This window comes from Umezawaea sp. Da 62-37 (assembly GCF_032460545.1).
In the GTDB taxonomy this organism is placed as follows: domain Bacteria; phylum Actinomycetota; class Actinomycetes; order Mycobacteriales; family Pseudonocardiaceae; genus Umezawaea.
In genome coordinates, this window is the sequence record NZ_CP135965.1 from 7,727,590 (window position 1) to 7,743,910 (window position 16,321).

Consider the following 16,321-nt stretch of genomic DNA (forward strand, 5'->3'; position numbering starts at 1 on the left):
GAGAGCGAACAGGACGACACACCGCCCAAGAAGTCCTGACGAACACGTTCGCCGACCTGCGGGCGGTGGACGTCTCGGTGAAGAAATCCTGTGCCCTGACAGGATTGTCGCGGGCGACGCACTATCGACACCTCAACCCGGGCGGCCCCGTGCACGGGCCGTGGCCGGCACGGAGACCACCACCGCAGGCCCTGGACGCCGGCGAACGCGCCCTGGTGCTCGAGATGCTGACCGGGCCGGCTTACCGGGACCTGGCGATCCCGCAGGTGTGGGCACGGGAACTGGACCAGGGCCGGTACTGGTGTTCGGTGTCCACGATGTACCGGATCGCCCGTGCCGCCGGCCAGGTCCGCGAACGTCGTCGGGTGGCCACCCACCCGGCCAGGGTCCGGCCCGAACTGCTGGCCCGCAGTCCTGGTGAGGTGTGGTCCTGGGACATCACCGCGTTGAAAGGGCCGGTGAAAGGGGTGTGGTACAAGTGCTATGTCGTGTTGGACATCTTTTCCCGCTATGTCACCGGGTGGTTGGTCGCGGCCGCGGAGGACGCGGTACTGGCCAAGGACTTCCTGGCCGACGCCATTGCCCGCAACGGTGCCCGGCCGCATACGATCCACGCCGATCGCGGTGGTGCGATGGTGTCCAAACCGGTCTCGGAACTCCTCGTGGGCCTGGGTGTCCTGCGGTCGCATTCCCGTCCTCGAACCTCGAACGACAACCCGTATTCCGAAGCGCAGTTCAAGACCTTGAAGTACATGCCCGACTTTCCCGACCGGTTCGGATCCCTGGCCGACGCCCGCGTGTTCTGCGAGGGTTTCTTCCTGGCCTACAACCATGAGCACCGTCATTCCGGTATCGGAATGCACACTCCCGCGTCGGTGCACTTCGGGACCGCGGGGCAGGTCCGTGACCACCGCCAAACCGTGCTCGACAAGGCCTACGCCCGACATCCGGAGCGGTTCACACGCCGTCCTCGTCCGCCCGAACTGCCCGGGGTGGCCTGGATCAACCAGCCCGTCGAGCAACCACAACCGGCTTCCTAGACACCACCTGTCTCATCGAACTTGACAACTACCGGCAAGCCAGTTTATGCATCCCTGATCTCTGTCGCCCCACTCCATAACGCACAGCGCAGTGACGCGAGAACGCAGGTCTCGCGACAGCTTCTCCAAGACGTCGTCGGTGGGCCAGGGGGCTAGCACGGGTCCCTTAGTCCACTGCACCGTGTCGATACTCCGAGGCCATGCAACAGCAGCGCCAGCTGTCAACCGGCTAAGCGTCGAGTCCGCTTGGCTGTTTGCCTTGCCTGGAAACAACACAAGAGGTGTGCCGGGCTGACCGCGGAGCCAGGTTGCTGCGTAGCGTGCCATGGCTTCCCGGTCGCCCAGGCTCCACGGAACGTAGTGAACCTCGTACGGCACCACATGCTCGACCATCTTGTCCTCCATCGTGCTCGAACCCGGCAAGCCTAGTTCCGGTCGACCACCTCTTGCGGCTGAACTTGCCGGAACTGGTCGGTGACGGCCAGTACGCTCTGGTAGTGGCGAGTGATGGAGTTAAGCATGTCTTCGTGTCCTACGTACGTGAGGACAACGAGCAAGTCGACAAGCTGTGTGAGGCACTGGACGCCGCTCAGATCCCGTACTGGCGTGACCGCACTGCGCTTGCTCCAGGTGATGAGTGGAAGCGGAAGATTCGCGAGGCCATCCGCGCGGGATCGCTCGTGTTCCTCGCTTGCTTCTCCGACCAGTCACGCGCCAAGCCAAAATCGTATATGAACGAGGAACTCGCCCTCGCCGTGGAGGAGTTCCGCCTGCTCCCGCCTGGCGCTACTTGGTTGATCCCTGTCCGTTTCGATGAAGGCGACGTCCCCGAGTGGTCGCTCGGCGCCGGACGGACGTTGACTGATCTCAACTACGCAGATTTGTTCGGTGCCAAATACATCCCTAGCCTCGTGTCGCTGATGAACACAGTCGGCAAGGTGATGGGGACACCTAGCGCAGACCCCGCGACGGTCAGGGCATCGATCGAAGAGGCCGACGCTGCCGAGCGTCCTGCCATGCTTCGCCGTGCAACCAAGGATATGGTCATCGACCCGGCACGTCGGATCCAATTGGACGACCTCATCTCGCAGGAGACGCAACGGGTCCTCATCGCTATGCGAGATGAGGAAAGGTTTCCAACTCAGCTACCTGGGGGAACACAGGACGAGCAGCTGGTGCAGTGCGCAGAGATCACTGCATCCTACGTTCAGCTAGTTGACCCGCTGTGCGCATCGCTTCAGGTTGCCGCCCGTTGGGGCGAGGGGCAAGCACTCATGCCATGGGTTACAGCGCTTAAAGCTGTTGCTAGCGAGGCCATGAAGCCGAAGAGTGGCAACACGGCTCTTCTTGAGTTGAGGCATGTGCCCGCCTTGGTTGCGACGTTTACCGCCGCACTTGCCGCGATTGGCCAGGGTCGCTGGGACAACCTAAAAACCTTGTTGGTTGATGTGACGATCCCAAGTAAGAGTGGTGACGGAGCCAGTACGCTAGTCCAAGCGGAGAACCCCTGGGTTCCTTTTCCTGACTGGAGATACCTGCTCCCGAGTTTGGTTGCGAGATCTGCCATGACTGGCAAGGATCCACGTGTCGTCGTTGAGCTTTTTAATAGCAGGCAGATGAATCGATGTCATGCGCCCGTGGCTGAGTGGCTTCATGTAATACTTCGCTCGAATTTCATCGAACAATATGCGGATGACGTTGCGTATAGTGAAGCCTTTGATAGGGCTGAGGTCGTCCTTGGGTTGATCTCCCAAGATATCGTCAATATTGAGATCGGAGCGGACTCGGAGCGTTCTTGGGCGAAGCGCTCAAAGTGGTTTGGTCGCTCCACTTGGCGTGCAGACTACAGTTCTGGAGCCGCTGGCGTTGTCGCGGCAGAGATCAAGATGAATGGAGCGTCGTGGGCTCCACTGTCAGCAGGATTGTTTGGTGGTCGATTTGATCGGGCTACTGTGGCAGCTGGCGACTATATCGAGCAGTTCACAGAGATGGCCCGCTCTTACTAGCGGCGCTGCATTTCACTGGTGCCACACCGTGTGAAGAAGCCCGTTGTGTCGCGCTACGCTGATGCTCGCTCTGCGAGATGCCTTGACAGGAGCGAGGTAGCGATCCATGAAGCGTTGGGCGCAGCTGACTAACCACCAACTCGCAGTGCTCCAGCGCGTCGGCGATCCTGATGATCAAGTGACGGCGCGTGAGTCCGAGCTTGCTCGCACCATCTACGCGTTGCGAGACCGCAGATTAGTCATCACGCCGCGGTTCGATGGCAAGTGGCGAGCCGAGATCACCGATGCTGGTCGGTTCTACCTTGAGCATGGTCAGCACCCCGATCGGCCAGGCCCGCAGAACCAGGCAGCGCCCTCCGTAAGTACTGCGGGAAACCGACCTGCAAAGCCGAAGAGCGCCAGTTCCCAGGAAGCTGAAGCGAAGAAGCTCATCCTGCTCTTGCAGCAACAGGATGGTCACCTCCGTATCGGAGACCCAGACGAGCTGACCCGAGCCGCCTGGCGCCGGACCATCCACGCGGCCAAGCAGTACGGGCTGGTTCCGGAGGGAATGCACCTGCTGCATCACGGACGCGACCACGGCGAACTGCTCATCGAACTCGTCGAGGGGGAGCATCCCGACACCAAGTACCGAGCCTCAAGACCACGACTGGACGCTCCGCGGCCTCGATCAACGCACCCCCTGATCATGCAGCTCCGTCGTCATCCTGGACGGCTCGCCGTGTCGAGCGGCAGCCGAGAACGAGCCCTGGAAATTCTGGGTGTTCTCGTGGCCGAGTGGGCACATCGCGGCCATCAGGTTGCCCTTGAAGACGACGCGACGGGCGTGACGTTCATCGAGGGAAAGTCTCGCTTCGTCTTGGAGATGAGCGAAGAGTACGACGTGGTCGAAGCCCCACTGTCTGTGGGCGCTCACGGAAAGGGACCGGGGTCGGCTCACGTAATGGGACCCGGTCCCGATGTCGGCGAGTCGGCCGCAGGAGCCGCTGACCGCCCGGCTCGCCCCTCTGCCGCGCTTTTGAAGTACGGATGTCACGACCGGCAATGCCGTGCGTCCTGGCTGGCCAGGAGCCTGGGTTCCGCTGTTGGCCGTCGGAACGTTCGCCGTCCCCATGACGAACATCGCGAGCGGCTGGCTGGTCCATGACGAGCGGCCGGTGGTCCCATTACGTGAGCGATTTCGGCCTTCGCGGTCCCATTGCGTGAGCGCTGACATGTCGGCTGAAGAGCTGGAAAAGAAGAAGACCTACTCGTGGCAACGGGTTCCAGTCGTGGAGCGACAGGTGGCCAGCGGGCGCCTAGTGCTGGAGCTGGCGCACAGCTGGGACTACAGCGGCCGCCGCCGTCGCTGGGCCGATCGTCAGCGTTGGTCACTGGAGGACAAGCTCGGTGACGTCCTGGCCGAGTTGGAAGGCCGAGTCCAGTTCGACGAAGAACGGCGGATCGCACGAGAGCAAGAGAAGGCGACACAGCAGCAGCAGTGGGAAGCGGCGAGGGCACAAGCACGCCGTCGCTTCGTCGAGGACGGCCGGATCAAGGCACTCTCTGAGCAGATGCAGGCGTGGACGGAAGCCAGCAGGATTCGTGACTACAGCGCGGCGATGGAAGCAGCTCTCCCTGACGAGCCCGCCAGTGAGGTGGTCGAGTGGATCAGCTGGGCACGCCAGTACGCCGACCGCATCGATCCGGTACTCCGCGGTGTTCGTCCACCTGAGATCCCCGAGCCAGCTGCATACGAGTTGAAGCCGTTCATGCGTGGTTGGAGCCCGTACGGACCAGACGGCAGCTAGTCGCTAGACCGCTGGCTGCGTCGCAAAGTCTCGATGGGGATGCCTAGCTTCTTCTCCAGCCCGTCAGCGGCGGGTGTGTCCCAGCAGCGTAGCTCCGTGATGGCCTGTTCGACCAACTTGCCAAGGCGGAACACCTCGTCGCGCAGGGCCTTCAGCTCATCCTGACGTTCGGCGGCGCCTTGCCCACACCGCTCCCGGACCAGCTCCCGCGCGGGGATGTACCGCTCATCGACCTCAGCGCAGATCTCGGCCCCGATGTAGTGCCCCTCGCCGCGTCTGCTTCCGTAATACCGTCCGTGGACAGCCTCAAGGCGCGCCTCGGCTTCGTCGCGCTCAATTTCGGCCAGGACGTCATCGGCCAGTACTTGTGCTGCCTTCTTGGCAATGACAAGCATTGTGGCGAAGGGGACCGCCCAGGAACCGTCGTCATCGGCGATGCTCAGCGGGTCCTTGGTCAGCTCGGCAGCCTCTGTGTCGAGCAGCTTCGTCAGGGCCGTCATGTCGTTGATGAAGAGAATGCCCTCGTTCGTGCTGTATCCGGTCGAGAGGCACTGCAAGCTAGTCCGATCGGCTAGCACCATCTGAGCCGCTAGCCGCTCTCGGTCGTCACGAGGCCGCCACGACGCCTCACGAAGGTCTGCCCAGCGCTTGTCGTTGGCCTCCCACACCGCAGCGCGATCCCACGTCGTCTTGAGTCGAGCCGGGGAGACCCACTCCTCGCGCCCCTCGTGCTCGTCGGCCACGAACTTGATCAGCACGCGAGGTGGGCGATTGGTACCGATGCGCAGGACCTTCACGCGGGCGATGGGGTCGTGCTGCCTTGCCCGGTAGGCCCACTCCTCGCCGATCTCCATGGTTGCTCCTGGTTCAGACTCCTGCGGCACGGCATCCAGCCAAGAGTCGCACTGGTGGCTGGTGTTGATGCATCACTGCTGGACTTCATTCGGGACTGGCGATCATGGTACTCGTAATAAAGTATAGTAAAGCTCGTATAGATGATCATGTAAAGGGTCGAGAACGCTATGAACGCCGCATAAATCGCCTAGAACATCATGCCGTTTAAGTCGGCTATTCGTGATTGGATTTGATGACCGAATTGATAGCTACAGCAGGCCGCAGACGAGGAGCTTCAGGCGCGGGCGAGGGAAGGAGCGCGACGGGAGGCCGTCGAAGCCAACCACGCCGCTGAGCTACGCCTGCAATCTGCGTACTGGCGAGTCGCTGATGAGCTTCGTGACTACTGCAAAGCCTTGGAAGCAAGGCTCGACCAGGCGGATGCCAGCGACCCGCGGTTGCCTGATGCCAAGGAGTGGCTAGCGTGGGGGAGGGGCTACATTGAGTGTCTTGACCCGCTCGTCCAGGTACCTGACATGCCAGGAGACCAGAAATGAATAGTTTTCATATTTGAGCCGTCTCGTCCACTAGGACGAGGAGCGACGAGCAGACCTAGTTTGCCGAAACTGTCGGTAGCGCCGAGTACGCTCCGCAGATGGCAAGCAATGGAGTCAAGCATGTCTTCGTGTCTTACGTGCGCGAGGACAACGACCAGGTCGACAAGTTGTGCGATGCACTGGAAGCCGCACAGATCCCTTACTGGCGTGACCGCACTGCGCTTGCTCCTGGCGATGCGTGGAAGCAGAGGATCCGTGAGGCCATTCGCTCAGGAACGCTTGTGTTTCTTGCTTGTTTCTCTGAGCAGTCGCGTGCAAAGGCCAAGTCTTACATGAACGAAGAGATCACGCTCGCAGCAGAGGAGTTTCGTCAGCTCGCGCCTGGCTCCACTTGGCTAATCCCTGTTCGCTTCGATGACGGTGACGTGCCCGAGTGGGAACTTGGCGCTGGTCGTATGCTGAGCGATCTAAACTATGCAGATTTGTTCGGTGAGAAGTATGTAAGCAACCTGGTTGCTCTCATGAGCACGATAGCTAAAGCGATGGGCGCGCCTGGGCCAAGCGCAATGACGGTTCAGGCATCGATTGAAGAGGCCGATGCAACCGATCGCCCTGTTCTACTTCGTCGCATGACCAAGGAGATGATTCTCGACCCGGAAAAGCGTATCCAACTCGACGACCTTATCTCGCACGAGACTCAGCGCGTCTTGCAAGCCATGCGTGACGAAAAAAGGTTTCCGCTTCAGCGACTCGAGGGCACAACTGTGGAGCAGGTAGTGCAGTGCGCCAATGTCGTTTCGTCTTACTGTCGATTGATCAGTCCTCTTTGTGCATCGCTTCAAGTGGCGGTCCGATGGGGTGAGATTCAGACGTTGACGCCATGGGCATCTGCACTTAAGGCAATCGCCCGTGAAGCAATGAAGCCTAAAAATGGTGTGTCAGGTCTCATCGAATTGCAGCATGTTCCCGCACTGCTTGGTACTTTCACTGTCGCACTCGCTGCTGTTGGCCAAGGCCGTTGGGACAATTTAAAGGCCTTGCTAATTGATGTAATGCTTCCTGCGAAGTACGGTGATGGTCTAGATCATCTTATTCAGATCGAAAACCCTTGGGCTCCATTTGGTAGTTTGAACGACTTGGTTCCTAATGTTGTTGCCAGGGCGGCGAAGACTGATGAAGATCCTTTTGCTGCCTTTGATGCATTCACTGAAAATAGAGTTGGTAAGTATAAGACGCCCGTAGCCGACTGGCTTCACGCGGTTCTTCGCTCTCACTTTGCTGACCAGTTCGCAGATGATTCAGATTATGATGATGCCTTTGATAGAACTGAGGTGGCTCTTGGGGTTCTGTCTCAAGACCTTGACAACGTTCGGGCTGCCAGTCTTGGGAATACGCGATCGGGGCGGTCTTATTGGTTTGGCCGCTCAACGTGGCGGGCCAACTATGGGACTGGAGCTGCGGGCGTAATGGCTGCGGAGATCGAGGTGGGCGGACTCTTATGGCCGCCTCTCTCCGCTGGCTTGTTTGGTGGCCAGCTTGATCGCGCCACTGTCGCTGCTAAAAACTATGTCGAACAGTTCGGTCAAATGAGAAGATTTTACTGAATGCTGAAATTGCAATGCGGAAGATGAGGAAAAGTCCACCGCTTCACCTGTGGTTATAAAGACCTGGCAGACTTCGTTGCTCCGGATCGACTTCTCTACTTTCTTGAAGTGGTAGGTAGTCTGGCGACGAATGAGCAAGTTGGCCTTCTTGGGTGGCCCGTTCGAGCATCGGAATTTCGACGTTAGGGTCATGGCGAGCGGCAGCTCTAGTACGCTCTAGGTGTGGAAAGCGGTGCAGTGAGGCACGTCTTCGTATCCTACGTGCGTGAGGACGGTCGGCAGGTCGACGCGCTCTGCGAGGCGCTCGATGCTGCTCGGATCCCATACTGGCGCGACCGGACGGCCCTTGCTCCGGGCGACCAGTGGAAACGTAAAATTCTTGAGGCTATCCGTTCGGGAGCTGTCGTATTTCTTGCCTGCTTTTCCGAGCAGTCACGCGCCAAGTCGAAATCGTACATGAACGAGGAATTAGCCCTCGCGATCGATGAGTTTCGCATGCTTCCGCCGGGCGCTACATGGCTGATCCCTGTTCGATTTGATGATGGTGATGTTCCCGATTGGGATCTCGGCGCAGGCCGGACGCTGAGCGATCTCAACTACGCAGACTTGTTCGGTGACAAGTACGTTTCTAACTTGGTTTCTTTGATTGACACGATTAGCAAGGTGGTGGGGGAGTCTGGGGCGGAATCGGCGACGGCAAGGCCAAACACGAGAGAAAATACTGCTGGCCGTAGCCCCATGTTGCACCAGTTGATCAAGACAATGTCAGCTAGGGCGATGCGTAGTGCCGAAGAGGATAAGACCTATGCGCGGGACAGTCAGCGTGTTCTCGATGCGATGGGGGAGCGGAGCGCGCAAAGTTTTGGCCTCGATGTACAGCTGTCCGATAAGCAAAAGCATATGCTGAAAGTCATCTGGGAGCCGATGCGTGAGCATGGACGCTGGCCTCTGTGGGATTATGTGCAAGGCGAGATGCCTGATCCGTTTGAGGCTGAAGCGATCCTCCGCTCGATGCCATCTATCGGTTCGTTTGAGTTCGGATTTCTGCACTACGGAATTGTATGGTACGACTACCGCAATCTTGCGCCGGATAGCGTGGTCCGTCTAACCGTTGCTGCAGCGATGCATATATCGGAGTACGAGTTCATGGGCTACTTGTTTGTAAATGCTTTGCAAAAGCTTGTTGTGCGAGTGAAGCAGCGTAAGGCCTCTCCGTTTGAGGTTCAGCGTGCGCTGATAACCTCGGCAGAGCTGGCTCCTATGGATCAGCATTTCAATCGTCAGTTTATTCAAGTTTTTCCAGAGTTGATTCACTATGAGCCATTAACTTTGGCTGCGTCGCAATCGATGGGCGAGTTCGGCTGGACGATGGAGCTCACGCGCACGCTGCTAAGGTATGAAGGTGTTGGCTCTGTTGAAGATTATATTCAGAGGGTCGTCCGCCTTGTTGGTGAAATAAATCGAGATCATGAATCGAGTCTAGGGTCATCGGCGGTCTCGGGCGATATTGAAAAGTCGAATACTCAAAATTCTATTTCTGATTCGAGCTTCGGGAATTCGGTGCAGGCTGGATCTATCGGTAGTGTGAATTTCTATGGCTCGCCGATAGTAGGGCGCCAGCAAGATCGATCGGTAGATGATGAATAATGGCGCCGTTTTCCTGGCCAGTATTGACCGGGCTTTACCGGTAGTCAATGCCGGTTGATCAGGCTCGACCGCTTGAGTGCGCATCATCACCCCCGCCGCTCGCAGCCGTCGCCACACCGTGCCATCGTTAACCCCGAACCTCTTCGCGATCTTCATCAGTGACCAGCCATCGCGGTACAGCTTCGCGGCGTCCGCGACCTCCTCGGGGGTGAGAGCGGGCGGCTGTGTGTTGATGCCCCGAGCTCGGAGATGGCGGCCGATCGCGCTGCGGTGCTGTCCGAACTGGGCGGCGAGCTTCCGTACGGTTGCTCCAGCTTGATGTGCAGTCACCAGTGCATCAACTTCGTCTCGTCGAAGCTGTCGTGCGGTTCGAGGCATGCGAGCCGCTGAAGGGGGAGTACTCGGCAATCCATCCGACCACGCTTCGGCCAACGCCAAGAGTCGCGTCACTCTCCGGCAGGGGTTTGCAAGGGCCTCAACCGCCCCCACTCTCCTGAACGAATTCCGCCTGTGGAAACTGCGTGCCGGGCTCGCTCTTCGCATCTCTTGGAGTGCACTTGAGCCTCCATCCGGCGGGCTTCGCTGTCACCTCCTCGGTCTCGAGGTGTCTGGCGTGCGGCCCGTTCGAGGAATTCATTTTTGCGGATTGCGTCTCCCGATTTTTGCGGTCCATCAATGGGGAGATGGTCGTGCTTGGCCTTCTTCGGATTTCATCTTAGTCTTCTGTCATGTCGGAGAACCCGGATGAGTCGCGGAGTGCCACTTCCTTCGACCAGGGAACTGTCGATCGCTGGCAGGTGTTCGGAGGTGTGGCGGGCGTTCTCTCATTGCTCGGGTCGATTTTCGCCGTGGTCAAGGACTGGATTTCGGTCCCGCTGGTTTCGGGTGTCGTTCTGACCGCGTTCGGTGTCGTGCTCCTGTACCGCTGGGTGCGGAACGACGGCAAAAGGCGGAGGCCCAGGTTGTTGTGGCCGGTCACCACGACTGTTGTGGGTGCCGTGCTGGTCGGTCTGACCGCGGGGATCCAGGTCGAGGGCTATCTCCGGAAGGCGGAGCCCCTGGCCGTTTCGCCTGCGTCCGAGGTGCAGGTCTTCTCGCCGGTCGCGGGGCAGGTGGTCGACCGCTGCACTGTCGTCACCGGAAGTGGAGCGGCCCCCGCGGGTCATGTCATCAGGGTTGGTGTTCGCACGTTCGACCCTGACACGCTGTACGTGGCTCGCGCGGTCCAGGCTGTCGTAGGTAAATCCCATGAATGGGAGAGCGTGCCGCTGAACGTGGGTGCGCCCGAGGACTTCGAAGGCAGGTTCGAGATCGCTGTCTACCTGATCCCCGAGGCGCTCGCGAACGCGTTCGACACCGCGAACGCCACTGGTTCCTATTACAGCTTCGAGGATCTGGTGTCGAAATCGGTCACCATTCCCCGCAGGGTCGCCGTCGTGAGGACGTCACGCGAGACTGCCAGGAACCTGCGCTGTTAGTGTTCGATGAACCACGGGTGGGCGGACACCGTACGGGTCGCTGCCACCGGGCAGGGTGACCCGCACGGCGCGATTCGTGTCCCTACCGGTCGAACTCCGGGATCAACGTCCCGAACAGCCGGATCGACTCCATCACTTTCTCATGCGGTAAAGCCCCCACCTGGTGGAAACTCATCAACCGATCGATCCCCAGCTCTTCGTACACCCGCAGCTTCTTCCGGCACGTCTCCGGACTACCCACGATCAACGAATCCTGCGCGTTCAACGCCTCGAACACCTCCTCCTCCGACACCTCCTCCCCCTGGATGATCCGACCGATCACCAACTGCGCCTCATTCGGACCAACAACACCAGCCGCCTCAGCCCGCAGGAACTCACCGGTCAACCCACCCCCATCAGGAGCAGCGAGAACCGCCTGCTGCCGAGCCAACTCCGTCACAAAAGCATCAGCCGCCTCGAAGAACGTCAACGCCCGCAAGGTGTACCAAGCCGCAGCCGCCGCAGCCCCGTTCCGCATCGCCTCCCGATCCGTCTCGGCGCAGTGCACGAACGTGAAGAACGCCACCTGGTTGTTCACGAACGCCCCCGCGGGCGCCGTGCAGGCCTCAGCGGCGGCGCGGTATAACCCGACCATCCGCGAGACCCGCTCCAGCGACTCCCAGATCGTTGTCCCCAGCACGCCCACACCCCGCCGCCCCGCGTCCTCGAACGACCCCGGACTGGTCGCCGCCTGCCACAGCGGCGGGTGCGGGCGCTGGTAGGGCTTCGGCACCACCGGAACGTCGGAGATCCGGTAGTTGTTGCTGGAGTGGGAGAAGCGGTCCTCCGTCCACATGCGCGGGATCATGTCGAACGCCTCGGCGGTCTGCGGTCTCACATCGGCGGGATCGGTGTTGAACAGCCGCCATTCCGGTGTGGTCGAGCGGGTGAGGCCCAGTTCGACGCGGCCGCCGCTGAGGTGGTCGAGCCACGCCGCGCGCTCGGCGATGCGCATCGGGTGGTTGAAGCGGGAGGGGGCGAGGACGGCGGAGTGGCCGAGTCTGATGTTGGTGGTGCGCTGGGAGAGCGCGGCGAGCAGCATTTCCGGCGCGGACGACAGGCTGAACTCCTCGGCGCCGTGGTGTTCGACCTGCCACCAGCACCCGTATCCGGTCTCGTCGGCCAATTCCGCCTGCTCCACGGCTTGGGCGATGCGTTGGTGCTCATGGCCTTCCGTCCACGGCCGCGGGTCCTGGATCTCGTTGAAGATGTCGAGTTTCATGCTGCGGGGCTCCCGTCGTCGGTCCTCAGCGGAAGCTAGTTGTGGAGAAGTCCCCGGAAAAGCGGCCGAAAGGGGAGAAAAGCGCGGGTTCTCCAGTTGATCAGCGTGAGCCGTTCGGACCCTGTACTGGAGTCCAAATCGGACGTAACTTCATGTTCATGGCGCTGAGGACGGTCACGTTGGTGATTGGTCTCGCTTTCCTGCTGTCCGGTCTGCTGCTCCTGTTCCTGCCGATGACGTCGGACACCCCCGGTGGTTCCCCCGTCTCGTGCGGCAACAGCCTCGGCATGGGGTTCGATTCGGCGGAGGTCGAGAAGATCGACCTGACGTTCGTCGGGATCTGCGGGCGGTTGCGGAGCGAGCGGTTGGGGTGGGCGCTTCCGGTCGTGCTGGGAGGTGCCGCGCTGGTCGTCGCCGGCGGTCTGGCCGGCAGACGGCGCGCCTAGCTACTCGCTGGTAGCGTTCGCGCATGACCACGTGGATGCTCTACGGCGCCAACGGGTACACCGGCGGGCTGATCGCCGAACTGGCCGTGCGGCGAGGCCTCCGGCCGGTGCTCGCCGGGCGGTCCGCGGCGAAGATCGCGCCGCTGGCCGAGCGGCTCGGTCTGGAGCACCGCGCGTTCGACCTCGACCGCGCCGCCGAAGCCCTCCACGACGTCGACGTGGTCGCGCACTGCGCGGGCCCGTTCTCGGCCACCTCGCGCCCGATGGTGGACGCGTGCCTGGCGTCCGGCACGCACTACACCGACATCACCGGCGAGATCGACGTGTTCGAGGCCGTCGCCGCTCGTGACGGGGAGGCCAAGGCCGCCGGGGTGGTGCTGCTGCCCGGCGCGGGCTTCGACGTCGTGCCGACCGACTGCGTGGCCGCGATGCTGGCCGCCGCGCTGCCCGGCGCGACGCACCTCGACCTCGCGTTCACCGCGGGCGGCGGGACGAGCCCCGGCACGACGAAGACGTCCGTCGAGGGCAGCGCGACCGGCGGCCGGGCCCGTGTCGACGGCGAGCTGCGCAACGTCCGCCTCGGCCACCGCAGGCGCAGCGCCGCGTTCCGGTCGGGCGCGCGCGACGTCGGGTCGATCCCGTGGGGTGACGTGAGCACGGCCTACCGGTCGACGGGCATCCCGAACATCACCACGTTCACCGTCATGCCCGGCCTCACCGGGCACCTCCAGGCGCTGTTCGCGCCGCTGCTGCGCACCTCGCTGGTGCAGGGCTTCGGCAAGGCCGTGGCGCACCGGATCGCCGGGCCGGACGAGGCGCTGCGCGGCAGGACCCGGTCCGAGGTCTGGGGCGAGGTGTCGGACGCCGAGGGGCGCACCGCGTCCATGGCGCTCACCGCGCCCAACGGCTACGACCTCACCGCGGACGCCGTCGTGCGCATCGTGCAACGGCTCCTGACCGGTGACGTGCCCGCCGGTTCGCACACGCCGTCCAGCGCGTTCGGCGCGGACTTCGTGCGCACCCTCGACGGCGTCACGGTCGACGAGCCGGTCCGGACGTAGCTGTGCCCCGACGCGGACGCCGGGGCACAGGGGGACTAGCAGGTAACTAGCGGGGGGCGAGCAGCGAGCTGGCCTCCTGGGCGGCGCTCCCGGCCTGGAGCAGGTGCTGGAGGTTCGCCGGCAGTTCCTCGCCGCGCTCCTGCACGGCGGTCGCGTACAGCCGTCCCGCGCGGTAGGAGGAGCGCACCAGCGGACCGGCCATCACGCCGGAGAAGCCCATGGCCTTGGCGTCGTCGGAGTGCGCGACGAACTCCTCGGGCTTCACCCAGCGCTCGACCGGGTGGTGGCGCGGCGAGGGCCGCAGGTACTGGGTGATCGTGATGATCTCGCAGCCCGCGCTGTGCAGGTCGCGCAGCGCCTGGGTGACCTCTTCCGGGGTCTCGCCCATGCCGAGGATCAGGTTCGACTTGGTGACCAGGCCGAACTCGCGGGCCCTGGTGATCACGTCGAGGGAGCGCTCGTAGCGGAACGCCGGGCGGATGCGCTTGAAGATGCGCGGCACGGTCTCCACGTTGTGCGCGAGCACCTCCGGCCGGGAGGCGAACACCTCGGCCAGCTGTTCGGGCACCGCGTTGAAGTCCGGGATCAGCAGCTCGACGCCCGTGCCGGGGTTGAGCTGGTGGATCAGCCGCACGGTCTCCGCGTACAGCCACGCGCCGCCGTCGTCGAGGTCGTCGCGGGCGACGCCGGTGACGGTCGAGTAGCGCAGGCCCATCGCCTGGACCGACTCGGCGACCCGGCGGGGCTCGTCGCGGTCGAGGTCGTCCGGCTTGCCGGTGTCGATCTGGCAGAAGTCGCAGCGCCGGGTGCACTGCTCGCCACCGATGAGGAAGGTGGCCTCGCGGTCTTCCCAGCACTCGTAGATGTTGGGACAGCCGGCCTCTTCGCAGACCGTGTGCAGCCCTTCGCGTTTGACGAGGCTCTTGAGCTCCCGGAACTCGGGGCCCATCTTGGCCTTCGTCTTGATCCACGAGGGCTTCTTCTCGATCGGCGTCTGGCTGTTGCGGACCTCGAGCCGCAGCAGCTTCCGACCCTCTGGTACCGGCGTCACAGCGGTCACCCTACGCTTCGCGCGCGCGTGTTCGGGGTCACGCCGGATCCGGGGTGACGCCGGTGAGAGTGGCCGTGAGATCCCACAGCCGGTCGGCCGTCACGTCGTCCTGGGCGGCCTTCGTCCGGGACGCGGGCCTGGGGTGGCCGCGGGTCTCGCCCAGCGCGCCGGGCCCGTAGTAGTCGTCGGGCAGCACGCCGGGTGCCGTCGCGGCGTAGAGCTGCGGCAACGCGCCCTTCTCCACGCTCTGGGTGGCCACGGCGTCCCACACCTTCACGGCCCGGCCCAGCAGGGCGCTGCCCTGGGACTTGGCGTGGTTGGCGCCCAGGTTCGTGCCGGTCAGGCCGGGGTGGGCTGCGACGGAGGTCACGTCCAGTCCGGCCGCCGCCAGGTGCCGGGCCAGGGCGTTAGCGAACAGCAGGTTCGCCAGCTTCGACTGGCCGTACGCCTGCCACGCCGAGTAGCCGCGCGCCTCGAAGTTGGGGTCCGCGACCTGGAAGCCGCCCATCTTGTGGGCGAGGCTCGACAGCGTCACCACGCGGGCGCCGGGCCGGGTGCGCAGGGCGGGCATGAGCAGCCACGTGAGGGCGGCGTGCCCGAGGTGGTTGGTGCCGAACTGGGTCTCGAAGTGGTCGACGGTCCAGCCGCGCGGCGTCGCCATCACGCCCGCGTTGTTCATCAGCACGTCGACCGCGTCACCGGTGCGCTCCCGGATGTCGGCCGCGGCTCTGCGGACCGACGACAGGTCGGCCAGGTCCAGTTCGACGAGTTCGGCCTTCCCGCCGGTCGCGAGCACGCGCCGGAGCGCCTCGGCACCGCGTTCGGGGGAGCGGCAGGCCATCAGCACCCGCGCGCCCCTGGCGCTCAGCACCTCGGCCGAGCGCAGCCCGAGGCCCGAGTTCGCACCGGTGATCACCACCGTGCGGCCGGTCTGGTCTGGGATGTCCGCTTCGGTCCACATGTCCGTCACCTAACCAAGTTCGCTCAGGCCCTGCTCAACAGGCGCTTGCGGGACGTTCGCACGGCGGGCTCCGAACGGATCAGCGCGAGGAACGCCGCACCGATCCGGGCGACCTCGGCGGACGGCTCGGAAAGCTCGGCGAGACCAGCGGTCAACGCAAGCAGGCGCTCCTCGCGCTCCACGGCCTCGCGGTCGGTCAGGTGGGCGTCCAGGACGCCGCGCAGCGCGGGCTGTTCGGCGGCTAGGACGCGCCAGGTCGTGAGCACCACTTCGGCGCGGTCGTCGGCGCCGGTCAGCGCCACGCCCAGCCGCCCGGTGAGCTGCTGGAGCCACCGGTGGTGCAGCGCGAGCAGCAGTTCGTCCGCGTCGGCGAACACGTCCGGGTCGAAGTCCAGCGGGGCCTCGGGGTGCGGTTCGGCCCGGCGGAGCACGGCGTCCAGCTCGTCACGCCGTCGGTAGAAGTCGTTCCAGCCCATGGTCGCGCCTCCTCTCGTGGGTGAGGGGGCTCATACTCGGGGTCTTTCGCATACTGCCGGTATGGCCCGTTGGAGCCAACATACCACCGGTACGTACCGTCGGTATGTC

At 63.1% G+C, this 16,321-nt stretch carries 14 protein-coding genes and 1 pseudogene; 9 read left to right on the top strand and 6 right to left on the bottom strand.

The window, feature by feature from the left end; genetic code table 11:
• Nucleotides 1-35 precede the first annotated feature (35 nt).
• The 4 genes from RM788_RS35695 (at nucleotide 36) to RM788_RS35710 (ending at nucleotide 4,836) form a co-directional block, all read left to right on the top strand.
• Nucleotides 36-1,040: a DDE-type integrase/transposase/recombinase gene (locus RM788_RS35695; RefSeq protein WP_315934839.1), complete on the top strand. Its 1,005-nt coding sequence runs from the start codon at nucleotides 36-38 to the stop codon at nucleotides 1,038-1,040.
• A gap of 446 nt (nucleotides 1,041-1,486) precedes the next feature.
• Nucleotides 1,487-3,046 carry a toll/interleukin-1 receptor domain-containing protein gene (locus RM788_RS35700; RefSeq protein ID WP_315923414.1) on the top strand — a complete coding sequence of 520 codons (1,560 nt, stop codon included), beginning with the start codon at nucleotides 1,487-1,489 and terminating at the stop codon, nucleotides 3,044-3,046.
• Nucleotides 3,047-3,152: 106 nt separating this feature from the next.
• Complete coding sequence (locus RM788_RS35705) at nucleotides 3,153-4,193, top strand: hypothetical protein (protein ID WP_315923416.1); 1,041 nt, start codon at nucleotides 3,153-3,155, stop codon at nucleotides 4,191-4,193.
• A gap of 55 nt (nucleotides 4,194-4,248) precedes the next feature.
• Nucleotides 4,249-4,836, top strand: a complete 588-nt coding sequence (locus RM788_RS35710; protein ID WP_315923418.1) for a hypothetical protein — start codon at nucleotides 4,249-4,251, stop codon at nucleotides 4,834-4,836.
• Here RM788_RS35710 and RM788_RS35715 read toward each other — a convergent pair.
• Entirely contained in the window at nucleotides 4,833-5,690 is an 858-nt protein-coding gene (locus RM788_RS35715; protein ID WP_315923420.1) for a hypothetical protein, read from the bottom strand. The two genes, RM788_RS35710 and RM788_RS35715, sit on opposite strands and share 4 nt — an antisense overlap.
• A 635-nt stretch (nucleotides 5,691-6,325) precedes the next feature.
• Between RM788_RS35715 and RM788_RS35720 the strand changes: the two genes are divergently transcribed.
• Together RM788_RS35720 and RM788_RS35725 are read left to right on the top strand one after the other, a co-directional pair.
• On the top strand, nucleotides 6,326-7,831 hold the full coding sequence (locus RM788_RS35720; protein ID WP_315923422.1) for a toll/interleukin-1 receptor domain-containing protein: 1,506 nt from the start codon (nucleotides 6,326-6,328) through the stop codon (nucleotides 7,829-7,831).
• A 222-nt stretch (nucleotides 7,832-8,053) separates the two neighbouring features.
• Complete coding sequence (locus RM788_RS35725; protein ID WP_315923424.1) at nucleotides 8,054-9,478, top strand: toll/interleukin-1 receptor domain-containing protein; 1,425 nt, start codon at nucleotides 8,054-8,056, stop codon at nucleotides 9,476-9,478.
• Between the two features lie 108 nt (nucleotides 9,479-9,586).
• On the opposite strand, the pseudogene RM788_RS53110 reads toward RM788_RS35725, so the two are convergent.
• Nucleotides 9,587-10,021 (bottom strand): annotated as a pseudogene (locus RM788_RS53110) (helix-turn-helix domain-containing protein); the annotation flags it as partial.
• Nucleotides 10,022-10,206: 185 nt separating this feature from the next.
• Between RM788_RS53110 and RM788_RS35730 the strand changes: the two are divergent.
• Nucleotides 10,207-10,956: a hypothetical protein gene (locus RM788_RS35730; RefSeq protein ID WP_315923425.1), complete on the top strand. Its 750-nt coding sequence runs from the start codon at nucleotides 10,207-10,209 to the stop codon at nucleotides 10,954-10,956.
• 82 nt (nucleotides 10,957-11,038) lie between these two features.
• On the opposite strand, the gene RM788_RS35735 is transcribed toward RM788_RS35730, so the two are convergent.
• Nucleotides 11,039-12,217, bottom strand: coding sequence for an LLM class flavin-dependent oxidoreductase (locus tag RM788_RS35735; protein ID WP_315923426.1), 1,179 nt, complete (start codon nucleotides 12,215-12,217; stop codon nucleotides 11,039-11,041).
• Between the two features lie 158 nt (nucleotides 12,218-12,375).
• On the opposite strand from RM788_RS35735, the gene RM788_RS35740 reads away from it, so the two are divergent.
• Both RM788_RS35740 and RM788_RS35745 read left to right on the top strand, forming a co-directional pair.
• Complete coding sequence (locus tag RM788_RS35740; RefSeq protein ID WP_315923428.1) at nucleotides 12,376-12,663, top strand: hypothetical protein; 288 nt, start codon at nucleotides 12,376-12,378, stop codon at nucleotides 12,661-12,663.
• Between the two features lie 23 nt (nucleotides 12,664-12,686).
• Entirely contained in the window at nucleotides 12,687-13,724 is a 1,038-nt protein-coding gene (locus RM788_RS35745; RefSeq protein ID WP_315923430.1) for a saccharopine dehydrogenase family protein, read from the top strand.
• Between the two features lie 46 nt (nucleotides 13,725-13,770).
• Here the strand turns inward: RM788_RS35745 and lipA are convergent, their stop codons facing one another.
• From lipA to RM788_RS35760, 3 genes are read right to left on the bottom strand one after another with little or no spacing between them, the layout of a single operon-like run.
• On the bottom strand, nucleotides 13,771-14,775 hold the full coding sequence (gene lipA, locus RM788_RS35750) for a lipoyl synthase (protein ID WP_315923432.1): 1,005 nt from the start codon (nucleotides 14,773-14,775) through the stop codon (nucleotides 13,771-13,773).
• A gap of 37 nt (nucleotides 14,776-14,812) precedes the next feature.
• Nucleotides 14,813-15,736 (bottom strand): oxidoreductase, encoded by a 924-nt coding sequence (locus RM788_RS35755; protein ID WP_315923434.1) that lies wholly within the window; start codon nucleotides 15,734-15,736, stop codon nucleotides 14,813-14,815.
• 23 nt (nucleotides 15,737-15,759) lie between these two features.
• Nucleotides 15,760-16,212: a hypothetical protein gene (locus RM788_RS35760; protein WP_315923436.1), complete on the bottom strand. Its 453-nt coding sequence runs from the start codon at nucleotides 16,210-16,212 to the stop codon at nucleotides 15,760-15,762.
• Between the last annotated feature and the right edge of the window lie 109 nt (nucleotides 16,213-16,321).